15 protein-coding genes are annotated in these 18,169 nt (G+C 72.1%); 7 read left to right on the top strand and 8 right to left on the bottom strand.

Annotated features, from left to right (window positions below):
• Positions 1–5 precede the first annotated feature (5 nt).
• Positions 6–770, top strand: a complete 765-nt coding sequence (locus tag ACFFRH_RS00790; protein ID WP_386153228.1) for a P-loop nucleotide/nucleoside kinase family protein — start codon at positions 6–8, stop codon at positions 768–770.
• Positions 771–1,091: 321 nt separating this feature from the next.
• Here ACFFRH_RS00790 and ACFFRH_RS00785 read toward each other — a convergent pair whose 3' ends face one another.
• A complete protein-coding gene (locus ACFFRH_RS00785; RefSeq protein WP_386153225.1) occupies positions 1,092–1,871 on the bottom strand; it encodes a putative hydro-lyase in 780 nt (259 codons plus the stop codon).
• A gap of 597 nt (positions 1,872–2,468) precedes the next feature.
• Between ACFFRH_RS00785 and ACFFRH_RS00780 the strand changes: the two genes are divergently transcribed.
• The 3 genes from ACFFRH_RS00780 to ACFFRH_RS00770 all read left to right on the top strand — a co-directional run bounded on the left by ACFFRH_RS00780 (position 2,469) and on the right by ACFFRH_RS00770 (position 6,828).
• The gene (locus tag ACFFRH_RS00780; RefSeq protein WP_386153223.1) at positions 2,469–3,428 is read left to right on the top strand and encodes a LysR family transcriptional regulator; all 960 of its coding nucleotides are present in this window, start codon (positions 2,469–2,471) and stop codon (positions 3,426–3,428) included.
• An 85-nt stretch (positions 3,429–3,513) separates the two neighbouring features.
• Positions 3,514–5,016 (top strand): S1 family peptidase, encoded by a 1,503-nt coding sequence (locus tag ACFFRH_RS00775; RefSeq protein ID WP_386153220.1) that lies wholly within the window; start codon positions 3,514–3,516, stop codon positions 5,014–5,016.
• Between the two features lie 324 nt (positions 5,017–5,340).
• Positions 5,341–6,828, top strand: a complete 1,488-nt coding sequence (locus tag ACFFRH_RS00770) for a hypothetical protein (protein ID WP_386153217.1) — start codon at positions 5,341–5,343, stop codon at positions 6,826–6,828.
• 162 nt (positions 6,829–6,990) lie between these two features.
• Here ACFFRH_RS00770 and ACFFRH_RS00765 read toward each other — a convergent pair whose 3' ends face one another.
• The 5 genes from ACFFRH_RS00765 to ACFFRH_RS00745 form a co-directional block, all read right to left on the bottom strand.
• Positions 6,991–7,830, bottom strand: coding sequence for a sugar phosphate isomerase/epimerase family protein (locus ACFFRH_RS00765; RefSeq protein ID WP_386153214.1), 840 nt, complete (start codon positions 7,828–7,830; stop codon positions 6,991–6,993).
• Between the two features lie 161 nt (positions 7,831–7,991).
• Positions 7,992–9,209, bottom strand: a complete 1,218-nt coding sequence (locus tag ACFFRH_RS00760) for a substrate-binding domain-containing protein (RefSeq protein ID WP_344749037.1) — start codon at positions 9,207–9,209, stop codon at positions 7,992–7,994.
• Between the two features lie 32 nt (positions 9,210–9,241).
• A complete protein-coding gene (locus ACFFRH_RS00755; RefSeq protein ID WP_344749036.1) occupies positions 9,242–10,180 on the bottom strand; it encodes an ABC transporter permease in 939 nt (312 codons plus the stop codon).
• A 46-nt stretch (positions 10,181–10,226) separates the two neighbouring features.
• Complete coding sequence (locus tag ACFFRH_RS00750; RefSeq protein WP_386153210.1) at positions 10,227–11,270, bottom strand: ABC transporter permease; 1,044 nt, start codon at positions 11,268–11,270, stop codon at positions 10,227–10,229.
• Complete coding sequence (locus tag ACFFRH_RS00745) at positions 11,267–12,727, bottom strand: sugar ABC transporter ATP-binding protein (protein WP_386153208.1); 1,461 nt, start codon at positions 12,725–12,727, stop codon at positions 11,267–11,269. Before ACFFRH_RS00745 ends, ACFFRH_RS00750 begins: the two co-directional genes overlap by 4 nt.
• A 280-nt stretch (positions 12,728–13,007) precedes the next feature.
• Between ACFFRH_RS00745 and ACFFRH_RS00740 the strand changes: the two genes are divergently transcribed.
• The 3 genes from ACFFRH_RS00740 (at position 13,008) to ACFFRH_RS00730 (ending at position 16,051) form a co-directional block, all read left to right on the top strand.
• Positions 13,008–14,195, top strand: a complete 1,188-nt coding sequence (locus ACFFRH_RS00740; RefSeq protein WP_344749033.1) for an ROK family protein — start codon at positions 13,008–13,010, stop codon at positions 14,193–14,195.
• A gap of 211 nt (positions 14,196–14,406) precedes the next feature.
• Positions 14,407–15,126, top strand: a complete 720-nt coding sequence (locus ACFFRH_RS00735; protein ID WP_344749031.1) for a GNAT family N-acetyltransferase — start codon at positions 14,407–14,409, stop codon at positions 15,124–15,126.
• Between the two features lie 178 nt (positions 15,127–15,304).
• The gene (locus ACFFRH_RS00730) at positions 15,305–16,051 is read left to right on the top strand and encodes a hypothetical protein (RefSeq protein ID WP_344749030.1); all 747 of its coding nucleotides are present in this window, start codon (positions 15,305–15,307) and stop codon (positions 16,049–16,051) included.
• Positions 16,052–16,118: 67 nt separating this feature from the next.
• On the opposite strand, the gene ACFFRH_RS00725 is transcribed toward ACFFRH_RS00730, so the two are convergent.
• Both ACFFRH_RS00725 and ACFFRH_RS00720 read right to left on the bottom strand, forming a co-directional pair.
• Positions 16,119–17,084: a UDP-glucuronic acid decarboxylase family protein gene (locus tag ACFFRH_RS00725; RefSeq protein ID WP_344749029.1), complete on the bottom strand. Its 966-nt coding sequence runs from the start codon at positions 17,082–17,084 to the stop codon at positions 16,119–16,121.
• Entirely contained in the window at positions 17,081–18,133 is a 1,053-nt protein-coding gene (locus ACFFRH_RS00720) for a glycosyltransferase family 9 protein (RefSeq protein WP_344749028.1), read from the bottom strand. The genes ACFFRH_RS00725 and ACFFRH_RS00720 overlap by 4 nt, the downstream gene beginning before the upstream one ends.
• Positions 18,134–18,169: the final 36 nt, after the last annotated feature.

Raw genomic sequence — 18,169 nt, 5'->3', positions numbered from 1 at the left:
ACCGCATGAGCGGAAGGCGGGTCCCCGGCAGGGTTCCCGGCGCGGTCGACGGTGAGGCCGGGAGGCTCGGTGAGACCGGGAAGCACGACATGACCGGGAACCACGACGTGACCGGCACCGGGGCCCTCGGTGGGGCACACGGCGAGATCCACGGCGGGGTCCGCGAGGTTTCCGGCGGGGGCGCGGGCGGGCCGGCGCCGCTGTGGGTGGTGAGCGGGCCGCCGGGAGGGGGGAAGTCGACCGTCGCGGCGGCCCTGCTGGCGCTGCTCGACCCGGTCCCCGCGCTGCTCGACAAGGACACCGTCTACGGCGGCTTCGTCGCGGCCACCCTCCGCGCCCACGGCCGTGACGACGGGGAACGCGAGGGCCCCTGGTACGACGAGCACGTCAAGCGCTTCGAGTACGAGGGGCTGACCGAGGTCGCCCGGCAGATCCGTTCGCACGGCTGCCCGGTGATGCTGGAAGGCCCCTTCACCACCCAGGTGCACGACGCGGCGGCGTGGGAACGCTGGGCCGGACGGCTGGGCGGGCCGCCCATCCGTCTCCTCTGGATCCGCTCGGACGGTCCGACGCTGCGTGCCCGCCTGGAGGCCAGGGGGCTCGCCAGGGACGCGGGCAAGCTCGACCGCTTCGAGGACTATCTGCGGGCCATCAAGGTCGACGAGCCGCCCGCCGTGCCCCACGACGAGATCGACAACCGTCCCGGCGCCCCGGCGCTCACGTCACAGCTGGAAAGGCTCGTCACCTCCTGGGGCACCGCCCGCGCCTAGCCCTCGCCCCGGACTTCGCTCCCGGACTTCGCTCCCGGACTTCGGAGCTCGCTCCCGGACTTCGCGCCCGCCCGCGCGCGGTCTCCGCGACCTCACGGCCGACCCGCCCGGCCCCCGCGCGCTCTCATGGCCGATCACCACACGGGGTGCGCCCGCCGAAGCGCCCGTCCCGCGGCCTCTCCTCGCGCGTACGGCGTCATGGGTGACCGCGTACGACGTCACGGAGGCCATGGACGGCGTCACGGGTGGCCGCGCGACGGCGGGAGAACGGTGGGAGAAACGGTGGGAGAAACGGTGGGAGACAGGTGTCGTGGAGTGGGATCACGGAACCTGGAAGCGGTCGTCCCTCGCGTCGGTGATCGCCATGTGGCCGGGGAGGTGACCGATGGCGAAGGACACCCCGCTCGCCATGACGGCCGCCTGCGGCGTCACCCCGCAGGCCCAGAAGACCGGGATCTCCCCCGCCCGCACCTCGACGGGGTCGCCGAAGTCGGGCACGCCCAGGTCGGTGATCCCGAGCTCACCGGGATCACCGATGTGGATCGGCGCCCCGTGCAGGGCCGGATACCTTGAGGTCACCCGTACGGCGGCCGGAACCAGGGAGGCCGGGATCGGGCGCATCGAGACGACCAGCGGGCCGCTCAACGATCCCGCGGAGCGGCAGGCGATCGAGGTGAGATACATGGGCACGTTCGTCCCCGTCTCGATGTGCCGCACCGGGACCTCCGCCCTCAGCAGCGCGTCCTCGAAGGTGAAGCTGCAGCCCAGCAGGAAGGCGACCAGGTCGTCCCGCCAGACGTCGCGAACGTCGTCGACGTCGGCCACGACCCTGCCGTCCTTGTAGACGCGGTAGGCGGGCAGGTCGGTACGGAGGTCGCCGCCGAACAAACCGGTGCTCACCGCGCCGGGGTCGCCGACATCCAGGACGGGACAGGCGACGGGGTTGCGCTGGGCGAACAGGAGCAGGTCATAGGCGAGTTCGTGGGGCACGACGAGCAGGTTGGCCTGGGTCCAACCCCGGCACCACCCCGCGGTGGGTGCCCGCAGCCCCTCCCTGAAGTGGGCCCGGGCCTGCGCAGGAGTGAGCGCCGCTACGTCCATCGGCGGATCATAACCTCGGTTCCGCCTCCCGGCCAGCGTCCCTCACCGGCACGAGAAGCGCGCGGCCGGCCTCCGCCGGCCCATGGCCAGGTGGCGGCGTCCTTCGCCCATGCGAGAGGCCTGCGACCGGTCTCCACCGGCATGTAACCAAGCAAAGGCGTCTCTCATTCGCGCGAGAGGCGTGCGGCCGGTCTCGGGGCATGACCCGCTGCACATGACCGCGACACATGACCACGACGCCACCCGTCCGCGCGAGGGGTACACGACCGGCCCTCGCCGACAGGTGGCCGGGCGGTGACGTCCCTCGCTCGCGTGGGGAGCGCGGGTGCCGGGTGCCGGTGTCACGGGGGCCGCCGGTGTCCGGAATATCGGCGAAGCCCGAAACCCAGGAATCTCGAATATCGGACACCGCTGCCAGACTACGGCCAGGTCGCACGGAAGCCCTCTAGATGAGATGGACGGAAACGCGCTAACGGGTGTCCATAAATATCGCATTTAAATAGCCTTAATTCTTTTTGGAACGATTCGACAAAATTGAGTCATTTTTCATGACATGTTGGCATTGCGGGCATAACGTCCCGGCCTTACGTTCCCGGTATGGATCTCGAGCTCCGACACCTCAAGATCGTGCGCGCGGTGGCACAGGCCGGCAGCGTCACCAAGGCCGCCACCCACCTCGGATTGGCCCAACCCGCGCTGACGGCGCAGCTCAAACGGATAGAGCGGGTTCTCGGGGGAGCTCTTTTCGAACGCGACCACAACGGTGCCAGGCCCACGCCCCTGGGGCAGCTGGTCCTGTCACGCGCGATGGTGCTGCTGCCCGCGGCCCGCGAACTCCAGGAGGAGGCCCTTCGATTCGCGAACGCGAACGCCGACATCCCCAGCTACCGGCTGGGTGCCACCAACGGGCCGATCCTCGGCGGCCTGATGGACCGCCTCGCCACCGCCTGGCCGTCCACCCCGGTGAGCACCCACACCTCCTGGTCCGCGAGGGAGCTCACCGCCATGGTGATGCTGGGCCGGATCGACTTCGCGTTCATCGGCGCCTGCGGGGAGAGCCCCCCTCCGGTGGAGGGGCCGGTGGTGTGGTCGACGGTGGGGACCGACCCGGTCTTCGTGCTGCTCAACGAGGACCATCCACTGGTGGACAGGGAGGAGGTGGAGCTCGCGGAGCTGGCCGACGAGCAGTGGACGGTCACCCCCGGCGACAGCTGCTTCGGCGACTGCTTCGCCACGGCCTGCGCCCGCGCCGGATTCACCCCCAAGACCATCTACGAGACCGACGTGGCCACCTGCATGCACCTGGCCAAGGTCGGCCGCGCCGCCGCGCTGTGCCAGGCGACCTTCCAGCCCGCCGAGGGGCTGAAGCTGGTACCGCTCGCGGGGGCCCCGCTGCGCTGGCGGCAGCTGCTCGGCTGGCACCCGGAGGCGTCCAGCGCCGCGGTCGCGACGTCGATCCTCGAACACGCGAAGGCCGCGCATGCCGACGCGATCGGGCGGAGCAGACGGTATGCCGGGTGGCTCATCCAGAATCCCGGACTGGGCACCTCTCCATAACGTGACGATAGGAGACATCTGGTAGAGGCGCGACTCATGTGCACGCCGTTACTTTGACGGCACCCCCCACATGAGGAGAGAACCCATGCTCCGCAGAAGTGCCGTGACAGCGGGCTTCGTGCTCGCTGTCGCGATGGTGGCCACCCCCGCCACCGCCGCTCACCAGGGACCCGGCGAATCCGCCGCCCCGTACACCCTCGCCGAGGCCCGGACACTGGTGCAGGCCACCGCCAAGCCGTCACCGGGCCTGGTCGACGCCATCCGGCGCGACCTCGGCGGTACCAGCGAGCAGGCCACGGCCCGGCTGATCAACGAGGCCGCCGCCGCCAAGATCGAGCCCGCCCTTCGCGGGCAGCTCGGCGCCGCCTTCGCCGGATCCTGGGTGACCGGTCCCACCTCCAACCTGGTGATCGCCACCAGTGACTCCACCAAGGTCGCCTCACTCGCGAAGTCGGGCGCGGAGGTCAAGCTCGTCAAGAACTCCCTGGCCACGCTCGACACGGCCAAGGAGCGGCTCGACCAGCTCGTGGCCACCGCGCCGAAGTCGATCCCGTCCTGGTACGTCGACGTGCCGAGCAACAGCGTCGTCGTGCTGGCCGGTGACGTCGCCGAGGCGCAGGCGTTCGTGGACGGCAGCGGCGTGGACAGGGCGCTGGTCCGCGTCGAGGCCTCACAGGAGAAGCCCCGGCCCCTCTACGACGTCCGCGGCGGCGACGCGTTCTACATGGGCGGCCGCTGCTCGGTCGGCTTCTCGGTCACCCGCGGCAGCCAGGGCGGCTTCGCCACCGCCGGCCACTGCGGCACGCCCGGCACCGCCACCCAGGGATACAACCAGGTCGCCCAGGGCACCTTCCAGGGCTCGTCCTTCCCCGGCAACGACTACGCGTGGGTCGCGGTCAACGCCAACTGGACCCCGACCGGCGTGGTGAACGGCTACAGCTCGGGCATCCTCCCGGTGACCGGCTCCACCCAGCAGGTCGTGGGCAGCTCCATCTGCCGCTCCGGCTCCACCACCCAGTACCACTGCGGCACCATCAGCCAGCACAACACGAGCGTCACCTACCCCGAGGGCACCATCACCGGTCTGACCCGCACCACCGTGTGCGCCGAGCCCGGCGACTCCGGCGGCTCCTACATCTCCGGCAGCCAGGCCCAGGGCGTCACCTCCGGCGGTTCGGGCAACTGCACCTCGGGCGGCACGACCTACCACCAGCCGATCAACGAGATCCTCTCGGTGTACGGGCTCACCCTGGTGACCAACGGGACCCCGCCGCCCACCGGCTGCAGCGGCTACCAGAACTCCTACACCGGCTCGCTGACGTCCAACGCCAATGCCTACCAGCCCGGCACCTCCGGCTACAGCGCCGCCGCGGGCGTCCACCGCGTCTGCCTGGACGGCCCCAACGGCACCGACTACGACGCCTACCTGCAGAAGCTGAGCGGCTCGACCTGGACGACCGTGGCCAGCGGGACCAGCGCCAACCCCGACGAGGCCTTCACCTACACCGGCACCGCGGGCACCTACCGCGTACGGGTACACGCCTACAGCGGCTCCGGCTCCTACACCCTCGGCCTGACCAGGCCGTAAGGCTCTCCCTCGGTCCGGCCAGGCCGTAAGACTCCCCCCTCGGCCCGGCCGGACCGCGGCGCCCTCCCCTGCCGGACTCGACCGAGCCCGGCCGGGGAGACGCCGGACGGACGGAGAGACGCCGGACGGACCGGAGACACTCCGGACGGACCGAGGCCACTCCGGACGTACGAGCCCCGGGCGATCCCGGGAAGATCGCCCGAGACCGGGCCGGTCCGCCGCCCCCGCGGACCGGTCGCCCCCGCCGTCCTCCCCCACGAGCCTGTGCGACCTCGTGGGAGGAGGGCGGCATCGCCATGCCCGGGCGTCGAGAAGAATGGAGGGATGAGCGACCTTCTGACGCTGAGCGAGGGCGCGGTGCTGACGCATCTCGCCACCCGGGCCGAGCTGGCGAGCGGGGTGCTGCCCGCCTCCGACGACCTGCGGCTGTGGGCCCGGCTGGCCGACGGCGAGGGGGTGCCGCTGGCGGGCGGCGGCCGGATACGCACCTCGCTCGACACCGGCGAGCCCGTCCTGACCGGGCCCGACGGCTGGCTCGACGGGGTGGAGCCCGAGCAGGTGGTCGCGCTTCGCCTGCGCGGCGGCACCCTGGAGCTGTCGGTCACCGAGCTGGACGACGTCCCCGCCGAGCGGGCGGTGCGGGTCGTCCAGGAGTTCGGGGAGCAGGCACTCGACGCGCTGCGCGCCTTCGCCGAGGGGCTGGAGCCCAGTCCCGGTGTGCCGGTCGACGTCGTGGTCCTGGAGCTGCTGATGAAGGCCCCCGAGACCTTCGCCGACCCGCTGCCGCCGCTGGCGCCGCTGCTGCGCAACGCCTCGCTGGAGCTGCGCGACGGCCGGGTGGGCATCGTGGGCGCGCCGTGGGACACCGCGTCGGTCGCCGACCTGGCCCCGCTGGACATCATCAGGCTCGCCCTGGTGCGCAGCGCGCTGCGGACGTACGGCGAGGGCGCCGACCTCTCCAAGGCCGTCACCTACCTGTCGCGCTCGGAGGTGGTGCTCGCGCGGATCGCCGACGAGGTGGAGCGCGAGCCGCTCGGCCCGGCGCTGGTCGAGGCCCTGCCCCGCACCGAACCGGCCGCGCTGCTGCTGATCGCGAGGTCGGCCGAGGGCGAGGGCCGCTCGTTCGAGGCGTCGGGGCTGATCTCCGAGGTGCTCTCCCTCTCCCCCGGCATGGCACCGGCCGTGCGCGACGCCGCCGAGTACGCCGCGTGCCGCACCGACCCCGGCGCCCCGCTGCCCGAGCGGGCCGCGCACCTGTTCCGGCAGCTGCTCACGTACGCCTACCGCCCGGCCCGCCACCGGCTGATCGAGGATCTGATCGCGCTGAGCGTCCGGGTGGCCGAGCCCGCCCTCGCGGACCTGGCGCTGTTCGAGAACGACGTCGTCGGCGAGTTCCTGGACGCGCGGGCCGAGTGGCTGCGCGACGACGAGGTGGAGCTGCTGGAGTCCTGGAGGCGGACGCCGCTGCGTCTGTGGGAGGTCCTCGGCGTGTCCGGGAACGAGATCACCGTGGCCGCCGCCGTCGAGGGGGGCGGGGCCGGGGAGCGGGTGACGCTGTCCGACGAGCTGCTCTCCGGGCAGGCGCTGCCCGGGGACCTGATGCTGACCAGGGTGCTGGGTGACGGGACGGGGCCGCATGTGTTCGGCCACCCGTTCAAGGTCGATCCGGAGCGGCGGGAGGAGATGCTCGCCCTGCTCGCCGACCCGGTCGACCCCTACGCGGTGGCCGCCTTCTTCAGGCGCCCCCGGCGGGCCCCCGGCGCGGCGGGCGGGGACGCCGGGAGCGCCTCACGCCCCCGCGAAGAACCGTGAAGAACCGCGAAGAACAGGGTGCGCGGGGAGAACGCCCCGGCGAGGGCCGGGGGCACCGGGGCGCGGGCGTGCGGGAGGTGTGACGCGGCCGGGCCTCCGGCCGCGCGGGCGGGTGCCGTCCCGCGCCCCGGTCTCCGGCGGCGAAGGTGGAGCCGGGACTCGTCAGAGGGTGCGCAGGAAGGCCAGGCCCGTGGTGGCGAGGGCGTCCTGGGTGTCGGCGAGGGGACGCCAGATCGAGGCGGCCGTGGCGATCGTCCGGTTGTGCGCGGTGAACGACTCGATGCAGAGCGGGCCCCGATAGTCCACGGCGCGCAGGGCGTCGGCGAGGGCGGGCCAGTCCAGGTGGTCGGCGCCGGGCGCGCCCCGGTCGTTGGCGCAGACCTGCACGTGCGCGACCAGGTCCCCGGCCCGCCGTACGGCCGCCGCCGGGTCCCGCTCCTCGATGTTCATGTGGTAGACGTCCAGCGCGAGGCCGACGCCCGGGATCCCGCCGACCGCCTCGACGGCCTGCTCGACGGTGTTGATCAGGCTCGTCTCGTAGCGGTTGAGCGGTTCGACGGCGACCGTCACCCCGCGCTCGGCCGCGTACGCGCCGACCGGGGCGAGGTTCTCCCGCAGCTCGGCGTAGCAGGTCTTGCGCTCCTCGTCCGACATCCGCCAGGTCCGCCCCACCGAGGCGTAGGCGGGCCCGCCGATCACCGGGCTGCCCACCGCCACCGCGGCGTCCACGCACCCGCGCAGGTAGTCCTGGGTGGCGATGACCGTCCCCGCGTCGGCGCCGACCAGCTCCCTGCCCGGCGGCATGACGAGGACCACCGACGCCTTCAGCCCGAGGTTCCCCAGCAGTTCGGCCGCCTGCGCGGGGTCCCAGTCACCGATCCGCTCCACCGGCAGCTCGATCGTGTCGAACCCCCAGGCGGCCACCTTCGGCGCCAGCCGGCCGAGATCCTCGTCCGTCAGCGGCGAGACCCACACCCACGTGTTGACCCCGATGGGGAACATCGGCAACCCCTTCCCTGAACTTCCCTGAGCTTCCCTGAGCTTCCCTGAGTTCGCCGCGGGCTCGTCGCGAGCCCGCGAACGGTTCGCCGCGGGCTCGCGACGAGCCCCCCGGGGCTCCGGGCACCGCCTGGCGGCGGTGCCCGGAGCCCGGCGGATCTGTCTTACTTGCCGCCCCAGTTGGCGGGGAAGTCCGGCAGCTTCTCGCAGCCGCAGAGCGCGTAGTGCAGCGGCGGCATGTTGGGCTGCAGGTAGCTGTCCAGGTTCTCGGAAGTGATCTTGGGCTGGGGCAGCTTCCAGGTCTTGGGCACCTCCTCGCCCTTGAGGATCTTCAGGGCGGCGATGATCGGGGTGCGCCACTGGTAGGTGGGGTAGGTCGGCGCGATGGCCGTGAGGCCGCCGCTCTTCCACTTCTGCAGGAAGTCCTGCTGGTCCTCGCCGACGATCGCCGGCACCGGCACCCCGGCGTCCTCGAACGCCTCGACGGCCGCCACGGCCGTGGCGCCCGCGTCCATCCACACCCCGTCGATCTTGCCGTGCCGCTGGATGTAGTCGCTCACGATGCTCTTGGTCTTGGCGGCGTCGCCGTCCGTGAACTCCACCCCGACCACGTCGAGCCGGCTCTTGTCGAAGGTGACCTTCGCCGCCGACCAGCGGGTCTCCAGCACGTCGACGCCCGGCAGGATCCGCAGCGCGAGGACCTTGCCCCCGGCCGGTACCTTCTCCACCAGGAACTCGGCGCCGTCGGCGCCGAAGGCGTAGCCGCCGATGGGGTTGATGAACGTCACCGGGCAGTCGGTCTCCACGCCGCGGTCGAAGACGATCACCGGGACCTCGGGGCACGCGCCCGTCACCGCGGGGGTGAGCGTCGCGGTGGTGTTGGGCGAGACGATCAGCGCGTCACAGCCCTTGCCGACCAGCTCGGCGATGTCGGAGATCTGCTTGTCGTCCTTGCCCTCCGCGTCGAGGGCGGTGAACTTCTTGATCTCCTTGTGCAGCGCCACCTCGGCCTGCATGGTCTTCCAGCCCACCTGCCGCCACGGGTTGTTCACCGCGGCGTTGGAGAAGCACAGGTCGTAGGGCCCGTCCTTCTTGTACTTGGCCGTGTCGACCATCTCCGGGGCGATGGCCTGCTCCCACGGCTTGTCCGCGGGCCCCACCGCGTTCTGGGTCCGCATGGCCAGCTGGGCGTCGTAGTCGGCCTGGACGAAGAACTTCGACTGCTCGCCGGTGTTGGGGGACGCGGCGGCCGTGCCGGCGGACGAGGCGGCTGCGGACGTCTCGGGAGCGGCACCGGAGGTCGCCGGCTTGTCACTGGCGCATCCCGCGGCGAGCAGCATCGCGGAGACACCCGCGACGAGCACCGTTATCGGCCTGTTCAATGAAGGTCTCCTTCTTTTTTCTGGGGGTACGTTCAGGCGCGTGCCGCGCGCCTGAACGGGAGCCGTACGGCGCTCGCCGCGACCGCGGCGATGATGATCACGCCCTGGACCGCGAACTCCAGGGCCCCCGAGATCCCGTACAGGTTGAGCAGGGTGAACAGCGCTTCGAGGGTGAAGGCGCCGGCCATCGCGGCGACCACGGAGCCGCGCCCGCCACCGAGCGCCACGCCGCCGAGGACGACGGCCGTGATGGCCTGGAACTCCAGGCCCTGCCCGACCTGGGCCGAGACCCCCGCGAAGCCGCCGAGCAGGATGCCCGCGACGGCCGCGGCCAGGCCGGAGAGGACGAAGGCGGCGATCCGGGTCCGGTCGACCCGGACCCCCGACAGTCCGGCGGCGCGCTCGTTGTCGCCGGTGGCGATGAGCCGCTTGCCGAAGTCGGAGCGCATGAGGAGGATCGCCGCGGCGCCCGCGGCGAGGAGGATGAGCACCGACCAGGGCACCGGGCCGAGGTCCTTGCGGCCGAACATCCTGAACGTCTCCGACAGCGCGCCGCGCGGGGCGCCGCCGGTCCACAGGAACACCGCGCCGGACAGCACGAGCATCATGCCGAGCGTGGTGATGAACGACGGCACCCGCAGCCCGGTGGTGATGACCCCGTTGGCGAGCCCGACCAGCAGCCCGATCACGATCAGCAGGGCCAGCACCGGCCAGGTCGCCTGCTCCTGGCCGTCGATCAGCCGGGCGGCCACCACGACCTGCACGGTGACCAGCGACCCGACCGACAGGTCGAACTCCCCGGAGACGATCACGAAGTACTGCCCGGCCGCCAGGATGACCAGCGGCGCGGCCCGCTTGATGAAGGCGAGGAACCCGGCGGGCTCCAGGAAGAACGGATTGGCCAGCGCGATCAGCACCAGCAGCACCGCGAGCACGGCCAGGATCGGCCCCATGGACCTGAGGGCTCTCATCGGGATCTCCGGGCGGCGCGACGGGCGTGGACGGGCCTGGGGGCTCTCATCGGGATCGCCTCCGGGCGGTGCGGCGGGCGTAGACGGCGACGGCGGCGACGATGACCACGCCGCGGACCACGTCCTTGAAGAACGCGTTGACCTCCAGCTGGTTGAAGACGCTGTCGAGCACGGCGAGCAGCAGCACCCCGCCGACCGTCCCCGCGACCCCGCCCCTGCCCCCGGCCAGGGCCGTGCCGCCGAGGACCACCGCGGCGATCGACTCCAGGTCGTAGCCGCCGTCGGTGCCGACCGTGGGCGCGCCCGCGCCGAGCCTGCTCGCCAGCAGCAGCCCGGCGACGCCCGCGCAGACCGAGCACAGGACGTGCGCGGCGACGACGATCCTGCCGGTCCGCACGCCGGACAGCCGGGCGACCTCCTCGTCGCCGCCGACCGCGTAGATCCGGTACCCGAGCCTCGTGCGGCGCAGCAGGAACCAGGCGGCGGCCGCGACGGCGGCCCACAGCAGCGCCGAGACCGGGACCGGCCCGATCCTGTCGTAGCCGAGCCGCTGGAAGGACTCGGGCACGCTGCCCGCGGGCCCGTCGTAGAGGTGGTCCACGATCCCCTTGACGATCAGCGCCGTGCCGAGGGTCGCGATGAAGGCGTGGACGTGCAGCCGGGTGATGACCAGCCCGTTGACCAGGCCGATCAGCGCGCTCACCGCGAGCACCGCCGCGACGCCGGGGACGACCCCGCCGTCCTGCCCGGCCATGATCTCGGCCGCGACGAGCGAGGTGAGGCTGATCAGGTACGCGACCGACAGGTCCAGCGACCCGACCAGGATCGCCAGCGTCTGCCCCACCGCGACGATGCCCAGCGCGGCCGAGCGCTGCTGGATGCCGACGACGGTCTCCAGCGTGAGGAAGTTCCCCCCGTCGAAGGCCACCAGCACCCATCCGACGAGCATCACCCCGACCAGGGCCAGGTAGATGACCTGGGTCGAGCCGATGCGGCCCGCCAGGGCGCGCCGCCCGCCGCCTTGCGGGGGGACGGGGGCCGCGGGACCCGCGGTGCCGGTCGCCTCCGCGGGGCGGACCCGGCCGGTCATGCCGTCACCTCACCGGCGGCCAGGCGCATGACGGCCTCCTCGGAGGAGCCCGCCGGGAGCGCCCCGGCGACGCGGCCGTCGCGCATCACCACGACGCGGTCGCTCATGCCGATCAGCTCGGGAAGCTCGGACGAGATCATCATGATCGCCATGCCGTCCTCCGCCAGGCCGCGCATCAGGTCGTGGATGGCGGCCTTCGCCCCCACGTCGACCCCGCGCGTGGGCTCGTCGAAGATCAGGACCTTCGGCGCGACGCTCATCCACTTGGCCAGCACGACCTTCTGCTGGTTGCCGCCCGACAGGTAGCGGACCTCCTGGTCGGGGCGGGGCGGGTGGAGCCGTACCGCCTCCAGGAGTTCGAGGACGCCGGTACCGCCGGTGCCGCCGATCCGGCCGCCGTTGCCGATCCTGCGCACCGAGCGGGAGACCAGCAGGGCGTTGTCCCGTACGGACTGGCGCAGCGCGAGCCCCTCGGCCTTGCGGTCCTCGTTCACCAGGCCGATCCCGGCGGCCACGGCCTGCCGTACCGACACCGGCCGCAGCGGGCTCATCGTGCCGCGCGTGAACGGCTCGGCCCCGAAGAGGGCCTTGGCCAGCTCGGTGCGGCCCGACCCCTGCAGGCCGGCCACGCCGAGGATCTCGCGCTCGCGCAGTTCGAGGTCGATCCCGTCGAGTACGGCGTTGCCGCCGCCGCGCACGCTGAGCCGTACCTCGCCCGGCTCCGCGCTCCTGGCGGGGAAGTAGGTGCCGAGGTCGCGGCCGACCATCAGCCTGACCAGTTCGTCGGAGGTGATCCCCGCGGTGTCGGCGGTCCTGACCAGCGCGCCGTCCTTCAGCACCGTCACCCGGGTGGCCAGGTCGAAGACCTCGCGCAGCCGGTGGGAGATGTAGAGGACGGCGATCTTCCGCTCCCGCAGGCGGGCCACCAGCCGGTAGAGCAGTTCCACCTCGTGTTCGGCCAGCGCCGCGGTGGGCTCGTCCATCACGATGATCCGGGCGTCCTGGGAGAGCGCCTTGACGATCTCCACGACCTGCTGCTGGGCGATGGAGAGGTGGCGGACCAGGTCGTGGGAGGAGAAGGAGGTCTCGCCGAGTTCCTGGAGCAGGCGGGTGGTCGCGGTCTCCATCGCCTCCCGGTCGACCAGCCCCCGCCGGACGGGCTCGCGGCCCAGGAAGACGTTCTCCGCGACGCTGCGCTCGGGCAGCAGGTTGAACTCCTGGTAGATGATCGCCACCCCGGCGCGCTGGGCCTCGACCGGGTGGGCGAAGGAGACCTGGGCTCCGTCGATCTCGACGGTGCCCTCGTCCGGGGCGTGCACCCCGGCGAGGACCTTCATCAGCGTGGACTTTCCGGCGCCGTTCTCCCCGACGACCGCGTGCACCTCTCCGGCGGCGACGTCCAGATCGACCCCGCTCAGCACGCGAACTCCGAGAAAGCTCTTGGCGATGCCGCGCATCCTCAGGATCATGGGGTAACCGCCCCGGCGTGAGACCCGGTGTCGGGAAAATTCGTCAGGGATGTCAGGGATAGGGCAAACACGTCCGAAAAGCCGGTTCCGACGACGCCGGATGGTAATTGATTCGTCGATAACCGCCCGATTTCCTCCATGTTTCCGGATGCTAAAGCGCCCTTATGCCGATGGTCAAGCAAAAGCGCGTCACCATTTGGCATAATGGAGTAGGTGGAGGACCTAAGTTGCTTTGACGTGGTGGAAACAAGGAGTGTTGACTGTGCGCATGCTTAGCGAAGCGAACGGTTCGATCGCCGGCGCGGGGGCGCTTCTGAACATCCTGCGCGACGGTCAGGCCAGGACGAGGGCCGAGTTGGTCCAGCTCACCGGGCTGGCCAGATCCACCCTGGCCCAGCGTCTCGACGCGCTGCTGAGCCAGCAGTGGATCATCCCGACGGAGGAGGCCATCTCGTCGGGGGGCCGTCCGGCCATCGCCTTCACGTTCAACCGCACCGCCCGCGTCGTCCTCTCCGCCGACCTCGGCGCCACCCACGCCCGGGTGGCGGTCACCGACCTCGGCACCACGGTCCTCGCCGAGCGCGCGGCCGAGGTCTCGATAGACCGCGGTCCCGAGGAGACGCTCGGCTGGCTCCAGCGCACCTTCGAGGAGATGCTCGCCGAGACCGGTCACCGCCCGGACGAGATCTGCGGCATCGGCGTCGGCCTGCCGGGCCCGGTCGAGCACAGCACGGGACGGCCGGTCAATCCGCCGATAATGCCCGGCTGGGACGGCTTCCCCGTCCCCGAGTGGCTCGGCTCGCGCCTCGGCGCCCCCGTGCTCGTCGACAACGACGTGAACATCATGGCGCTGGGCGAGCACTGGGCCGCCCGCCCCGAGGCCGACCACCTCATCTTCGTCAAGATCGGCACCGGCATCGGCTGCGGCATCATCAGCGACCGCCGCCTGCACCGGGGCGCGCAGGGCGCGGCCGGCGACATCGGGCACATCCGGGTGGCCTCGGCCCTGGACACCGTCTGCCGCTGCGGCAACATCGGCTGCCTGGAGGCCGTCGCCAGTGGCGCCGCGATGGCCGCCAGGCTGTCCGCGGACGGGGTCGAGGCCGAGGACAGCCGCGACGTGGTCCGCCTCGTACGCGGTGGCAACACCCACGCCGTCCAGCTCATCCGGCAGGCGGGCCGCGAGGTCGGCGACGTGCTCGCCTCGATCGTCAACTTCTTCAACCCCTCGGTGATAGTGGTCGGCGGCGACATCTCCGAGGCCGGGGAGCAGGTGCTCGCCGGTCTCCGCGAGGTCATCTACAGCCGGTCGCTCCCCCTCGCCACCCAGCACCTGACGATCACCGCCAGCGAGCTGGGCGACCGCGCGGGCGTGATCGGCGCCGCCGTCATGGTCATCGAGCACGTGCTCGCCCCCGGCAGCGTCGACAGGTCCGTGTCCGTCCCCACCGTCTGACCGGCTCCTGCCCGTCCTCACCGCCTGGCCGTTCTCCCTTCCCTCGGCGTCTGATTCCCCGTCGTCGTCCGACCGGTTTTCGTCCGCCCCTGCCGTCCGGCCGGTCCGGGCCCGTCCCCACTCGTCCGACCGGTCCTCGCTCGCCCCCGCCCTTCGACCGCGCCGGTGAGCGACGGCGGGCGAACGGCGCTCGTGGGACACTCGTTCGACCATGAACGCCGAACCCGTGAGGACCGCCCGGCTCACATTGGAGCCGCTGGCGGTGCACCACGCGACCGAGATGGCCGAGGTGCTCGGCGATCCGGCCCTGCACACCTTCATCGGCGGTTCGCCCGAGACCCCCGAGCGGCTCCGCGACCGCTACGCCCGCCTGGCCGCCCCTCCGCCCCCCGACCGGGGAGAGTCGTGGCTCAACTGGGTGATCCGCCTCCACGCCCCGGACATCGGCTCGGACCGGCTGGACGACGACCCGGGCAGCGGCTCAAAGGGCGGCTCGGACAGCGGCTCGGATCCACGGGCCGGCGGCTCGGACCGGCTGGTCGGCTACGTCCAGGCGACCGTCGCCGGTGACCGCGCGACCGTGGCCTGGGTCGTGGGGACCCCCTGGCAGGGCCGTGGCATCGCCGGGGAGGCGGCGGTCGCGCTCGTCGCCTGGCTCAGGGAGCGGGGCACGACCACCATCGTCGCCACCATCCACCCCGACCACACCGCCTCGTCGGCGGTGGCCCGCCGCGCGGGCCTGACACCGACCGACGGCAGGGTGGACGGCGAGGTCGTCTGGAGATCCGGCCAGGTCCGGGACCGGCCGCCGACGACGGATCGTGGATCGCATGAACCGTGGACCGTGAACGGCATGGACCGTGTGCCCCGGGGACCGCATGGACCATGGACCCGTGGACGCCGTGGATCGCACGGACCGTGGACCCCATGAACCGTGAACCGCACTGACCGTTAACCCCGTGGACCCCGTTGGACCGTGGGACGGGCAATCCGGGGGGATCCGCGTAATCGCGGGACCGCCGAACCGGGACGCATCTGAGTAGGAATGCTCAGGGGGACTGAGTGCGCGCGCCCTCCCCGCGTTTTGCGATCTTCGAAATGCTCAGATCATGAAATGGTGGATTTTCCTGGTCGGGCTCGTCACCACGGTGGTCGCGGCGTGGCTGCTCGTCTACGCCCACGTCCCGCTCTCCACGCTCCTGTCGCTCGGGCTCGGCGCGATCAGCCTCATCTGGCTGGTCGTGCTCCTCACCCTGCCGTGGAACCTCTACTTCGGGGCGCGCCAGGTGGTCCACGAGATCCACGTGTCCAGGGAGCGCGGCATCGAGGTGCCCGAGGGGCACGAGGCCGAGGCGCTGGAGATCGCCCGGCGGATGCGCGGGTTCGCCATCGGCGGCCACATCGTCTCGGCGGCGCTCCTCGCGGTCATCACCTACTTCTCCGGCGCCTCGGTGGGCTACTACTTCGCCGGTTTCTACCTGCTGAGCACCTGTTTCCGCCCGGCGGGCGCCTACCTGTCCCACCTTCGCGAGCGGGTCACCACGCTGATGAGCGAGGCCCGCCACCCTCGCGAGGACATCGTCTCCCTTGTCGCCAGGGTGGACGGTCTGGCCGCCGAGGTGACCGCGCTGACCAGGTCGGCCGAGCGGCTCCTGGACGTCACCGAGACGCTCGGCGCCGACCTGCGGAACGGCGACGAGGCCCTGGAGCGCCGGATCACCGGTCTCGCCCGGCGCTTCGAGGACACGGTGGACGGTCTCACCGACAACCACGAGGTCATCACCGGGCTCAAGGCCTTCCTGCGCCTCGTCCGCGCCGACGCCCCCGGTCACAGCCACAACCACGGCCACGCTTGACCGCCACCGCGCGTACGGCGGGAAATCGCGCACGCGGGGACGTTCCGCACGGGCGGCGAGGGAACTCTCAGCCGGGGACCAGTTCCTGTGACTCGCTGAGCTCCCGCGTGAACCAGGCGATGGTGCGGCGCAACCCCTCGATGACGTCGATCTTCGGCCGCCAGCCCAGCGCGGAGGCCGCCAGGGAGATGTCGGGGCGGCGGATCTCGGGGTCGTCGTCGGGGCGGCCGACGAAGCGGATCGGCGATTCCGAGCCGGTGAGGTGGCGGACCGTCTCGGCGAGGGCCAGCATGGTCAGCTCGGTGGGGTTGCCGATGTTGACCGGGCCGGTGAGCCCACCGCGGGCGAGGGCGACGATCCCCTCCACGGTGTCGTCGACGTAGCACACCGACCTGGTCTGCCCGCCGTCGCCGGCCACCGTGATCGGCTCACCGCGCAGCGCCTGGCGTACGAAGGTGGGAATGGCCCGGCCGTCATAGGGCCGCATCCTGGGCCCGTAGGTGTTGAAGATCCGCACGATCGCGGTGTCGGTGCCGTGGGAGGTGCGATACGCGGTGGTGAGGGCCTCGGCGAACCGCTTGGCCTCGTCGTAGACGCTGCGCGGCCCGACCGGGTTGACGTTGCCCCAGTAGCTCTCGCGCTGCGGGTGCTCCAGCGGATCCCCGTAGACCTCGCTCGTGGAGGCCAGCACCAGCCGGGCCTCCTTCTCCCTGGCCAGTCCCAGGGCGTGCAGCGTGCCCAGGCTGCCCGCCTTCAGCGTCGCGATCGGATGACGCAGGTAGTCCGCCGGAGAGGCCGCCGAGGCGAGGTGCAACACCAGGTCCACCGCCCCCGGCACGTGCACGAACCCGGTCACGTCACACTCCACCAGCCGGAAGACCGGCAACCCCACCAGGTGCCGGACGTTGCGCGGCGAACCGGTCAGGAAGTTGTCCAGGCAGACCACCTCCGCCCCCTCGGCCACCAGACGCTCGCACAGATGCGACCCCACGAACCCGGCCCCACCGGTCACCACCACCCGCCGCCCGTTCACCGCACACCCACCTCCGTCAACCGCGCCACAGCATCCAGGACATCCCAGACACCGATCTCCAGCAGCCCCGGATCGGGCTCGTAGCCGTAGGGGTCCCCGAGACCCCCGGCCCACAGGACGGTGTGCGGCCCCGTCCCGGGAGGCCCCCACCGGGCGGGTGAGACAGGGCCGAACAACACCACGGAGGGGGTGACGAAGGCCGCCGCCAGATGGGCCACCCCGGTGTCACCGCAGATCAGCAGCCTGGCCCTCGCCACCAGCTCGGCCAGTTCGAGCGGCCCGGTGCGCCCGGCGAGCACGGACGCGGACGGCAGCCCGGCGAGCAGCGCCACCCGCTCGGCGAGGTCCCGTTCCTTCTCGCTCCCGGTGACCACGACCTCGTGGCCGTTGTCCCGCAGCTCCGCGGCGACGAGCGCGAACCGCTCCGGCGGCCAGCGCCTGGCCGGGTACGCGGCTCCCGGGTGGACGACGACCGGCCGTGACCCCTCGTCGCCGAGCCGGGGGCGTTCCAGTTCCAGATCTGCGGGGTCGGCCTCGATGCCGTACCAGCCGAGCAGGTCGCACCAGCGCCGCACCTCGTGCACGCCGTCCGGCCAGTCCGGTCCGTACGCGTCGGGGAAGGCGGGGTGCGCGTGGGTCAGCAGCCGCGCCGGGCCGGTGCGGTGGAGCGCGGCGATGCTGTGCGGGCCGCCCCCGTGCAGGTTGACGGCGACGTCGACGCGGCAGCCCAGCGGCGGTACGTGGCCGGGGCCCGACACGTCGCACACCTCGTCCACCCCGCCGATCAGCGGCACCAGGGGCGCCAGCGCGGAGGGCGCGGCCAGCACGATCCGGTGGCCGGGGTGGGAGCGCCGCAGGGCGCGCAGCGCCGGGACCGCGGTGAGCAGGTCCCCCAGCCCCAGCCCGCGCAGCACCACCATGAGCGGCCGATCGTCCGCGGGTCCCGCGACATCGACGCCCCGCCCTCCGGGGGCGGTGTCGGTGTCGGTGTCGGTGTCGCCGACGGTCTCCAGGGGGCTCGCGTGTCCCGGTACCAGGGGGACTCTCATGTGACTGCCTCTTTCGCGGACGTCGTGGCGATCCTC

Origin of the sequence: Streptosporangium vulgare (assembly GCF_042428775.1) — a bacterium.
GTDB lineage: Bacteria > Actinomycetota > Actinomycetes > Streptosporangiales > Streptosporangiaceae > Streptosporangium > Streptosporangium vulgare.
The sequence above is the reverse complement of the archived record's forward strand: the minus strand, read 5'-3'. Positions and strand labels throughout refer to the sequence as shown.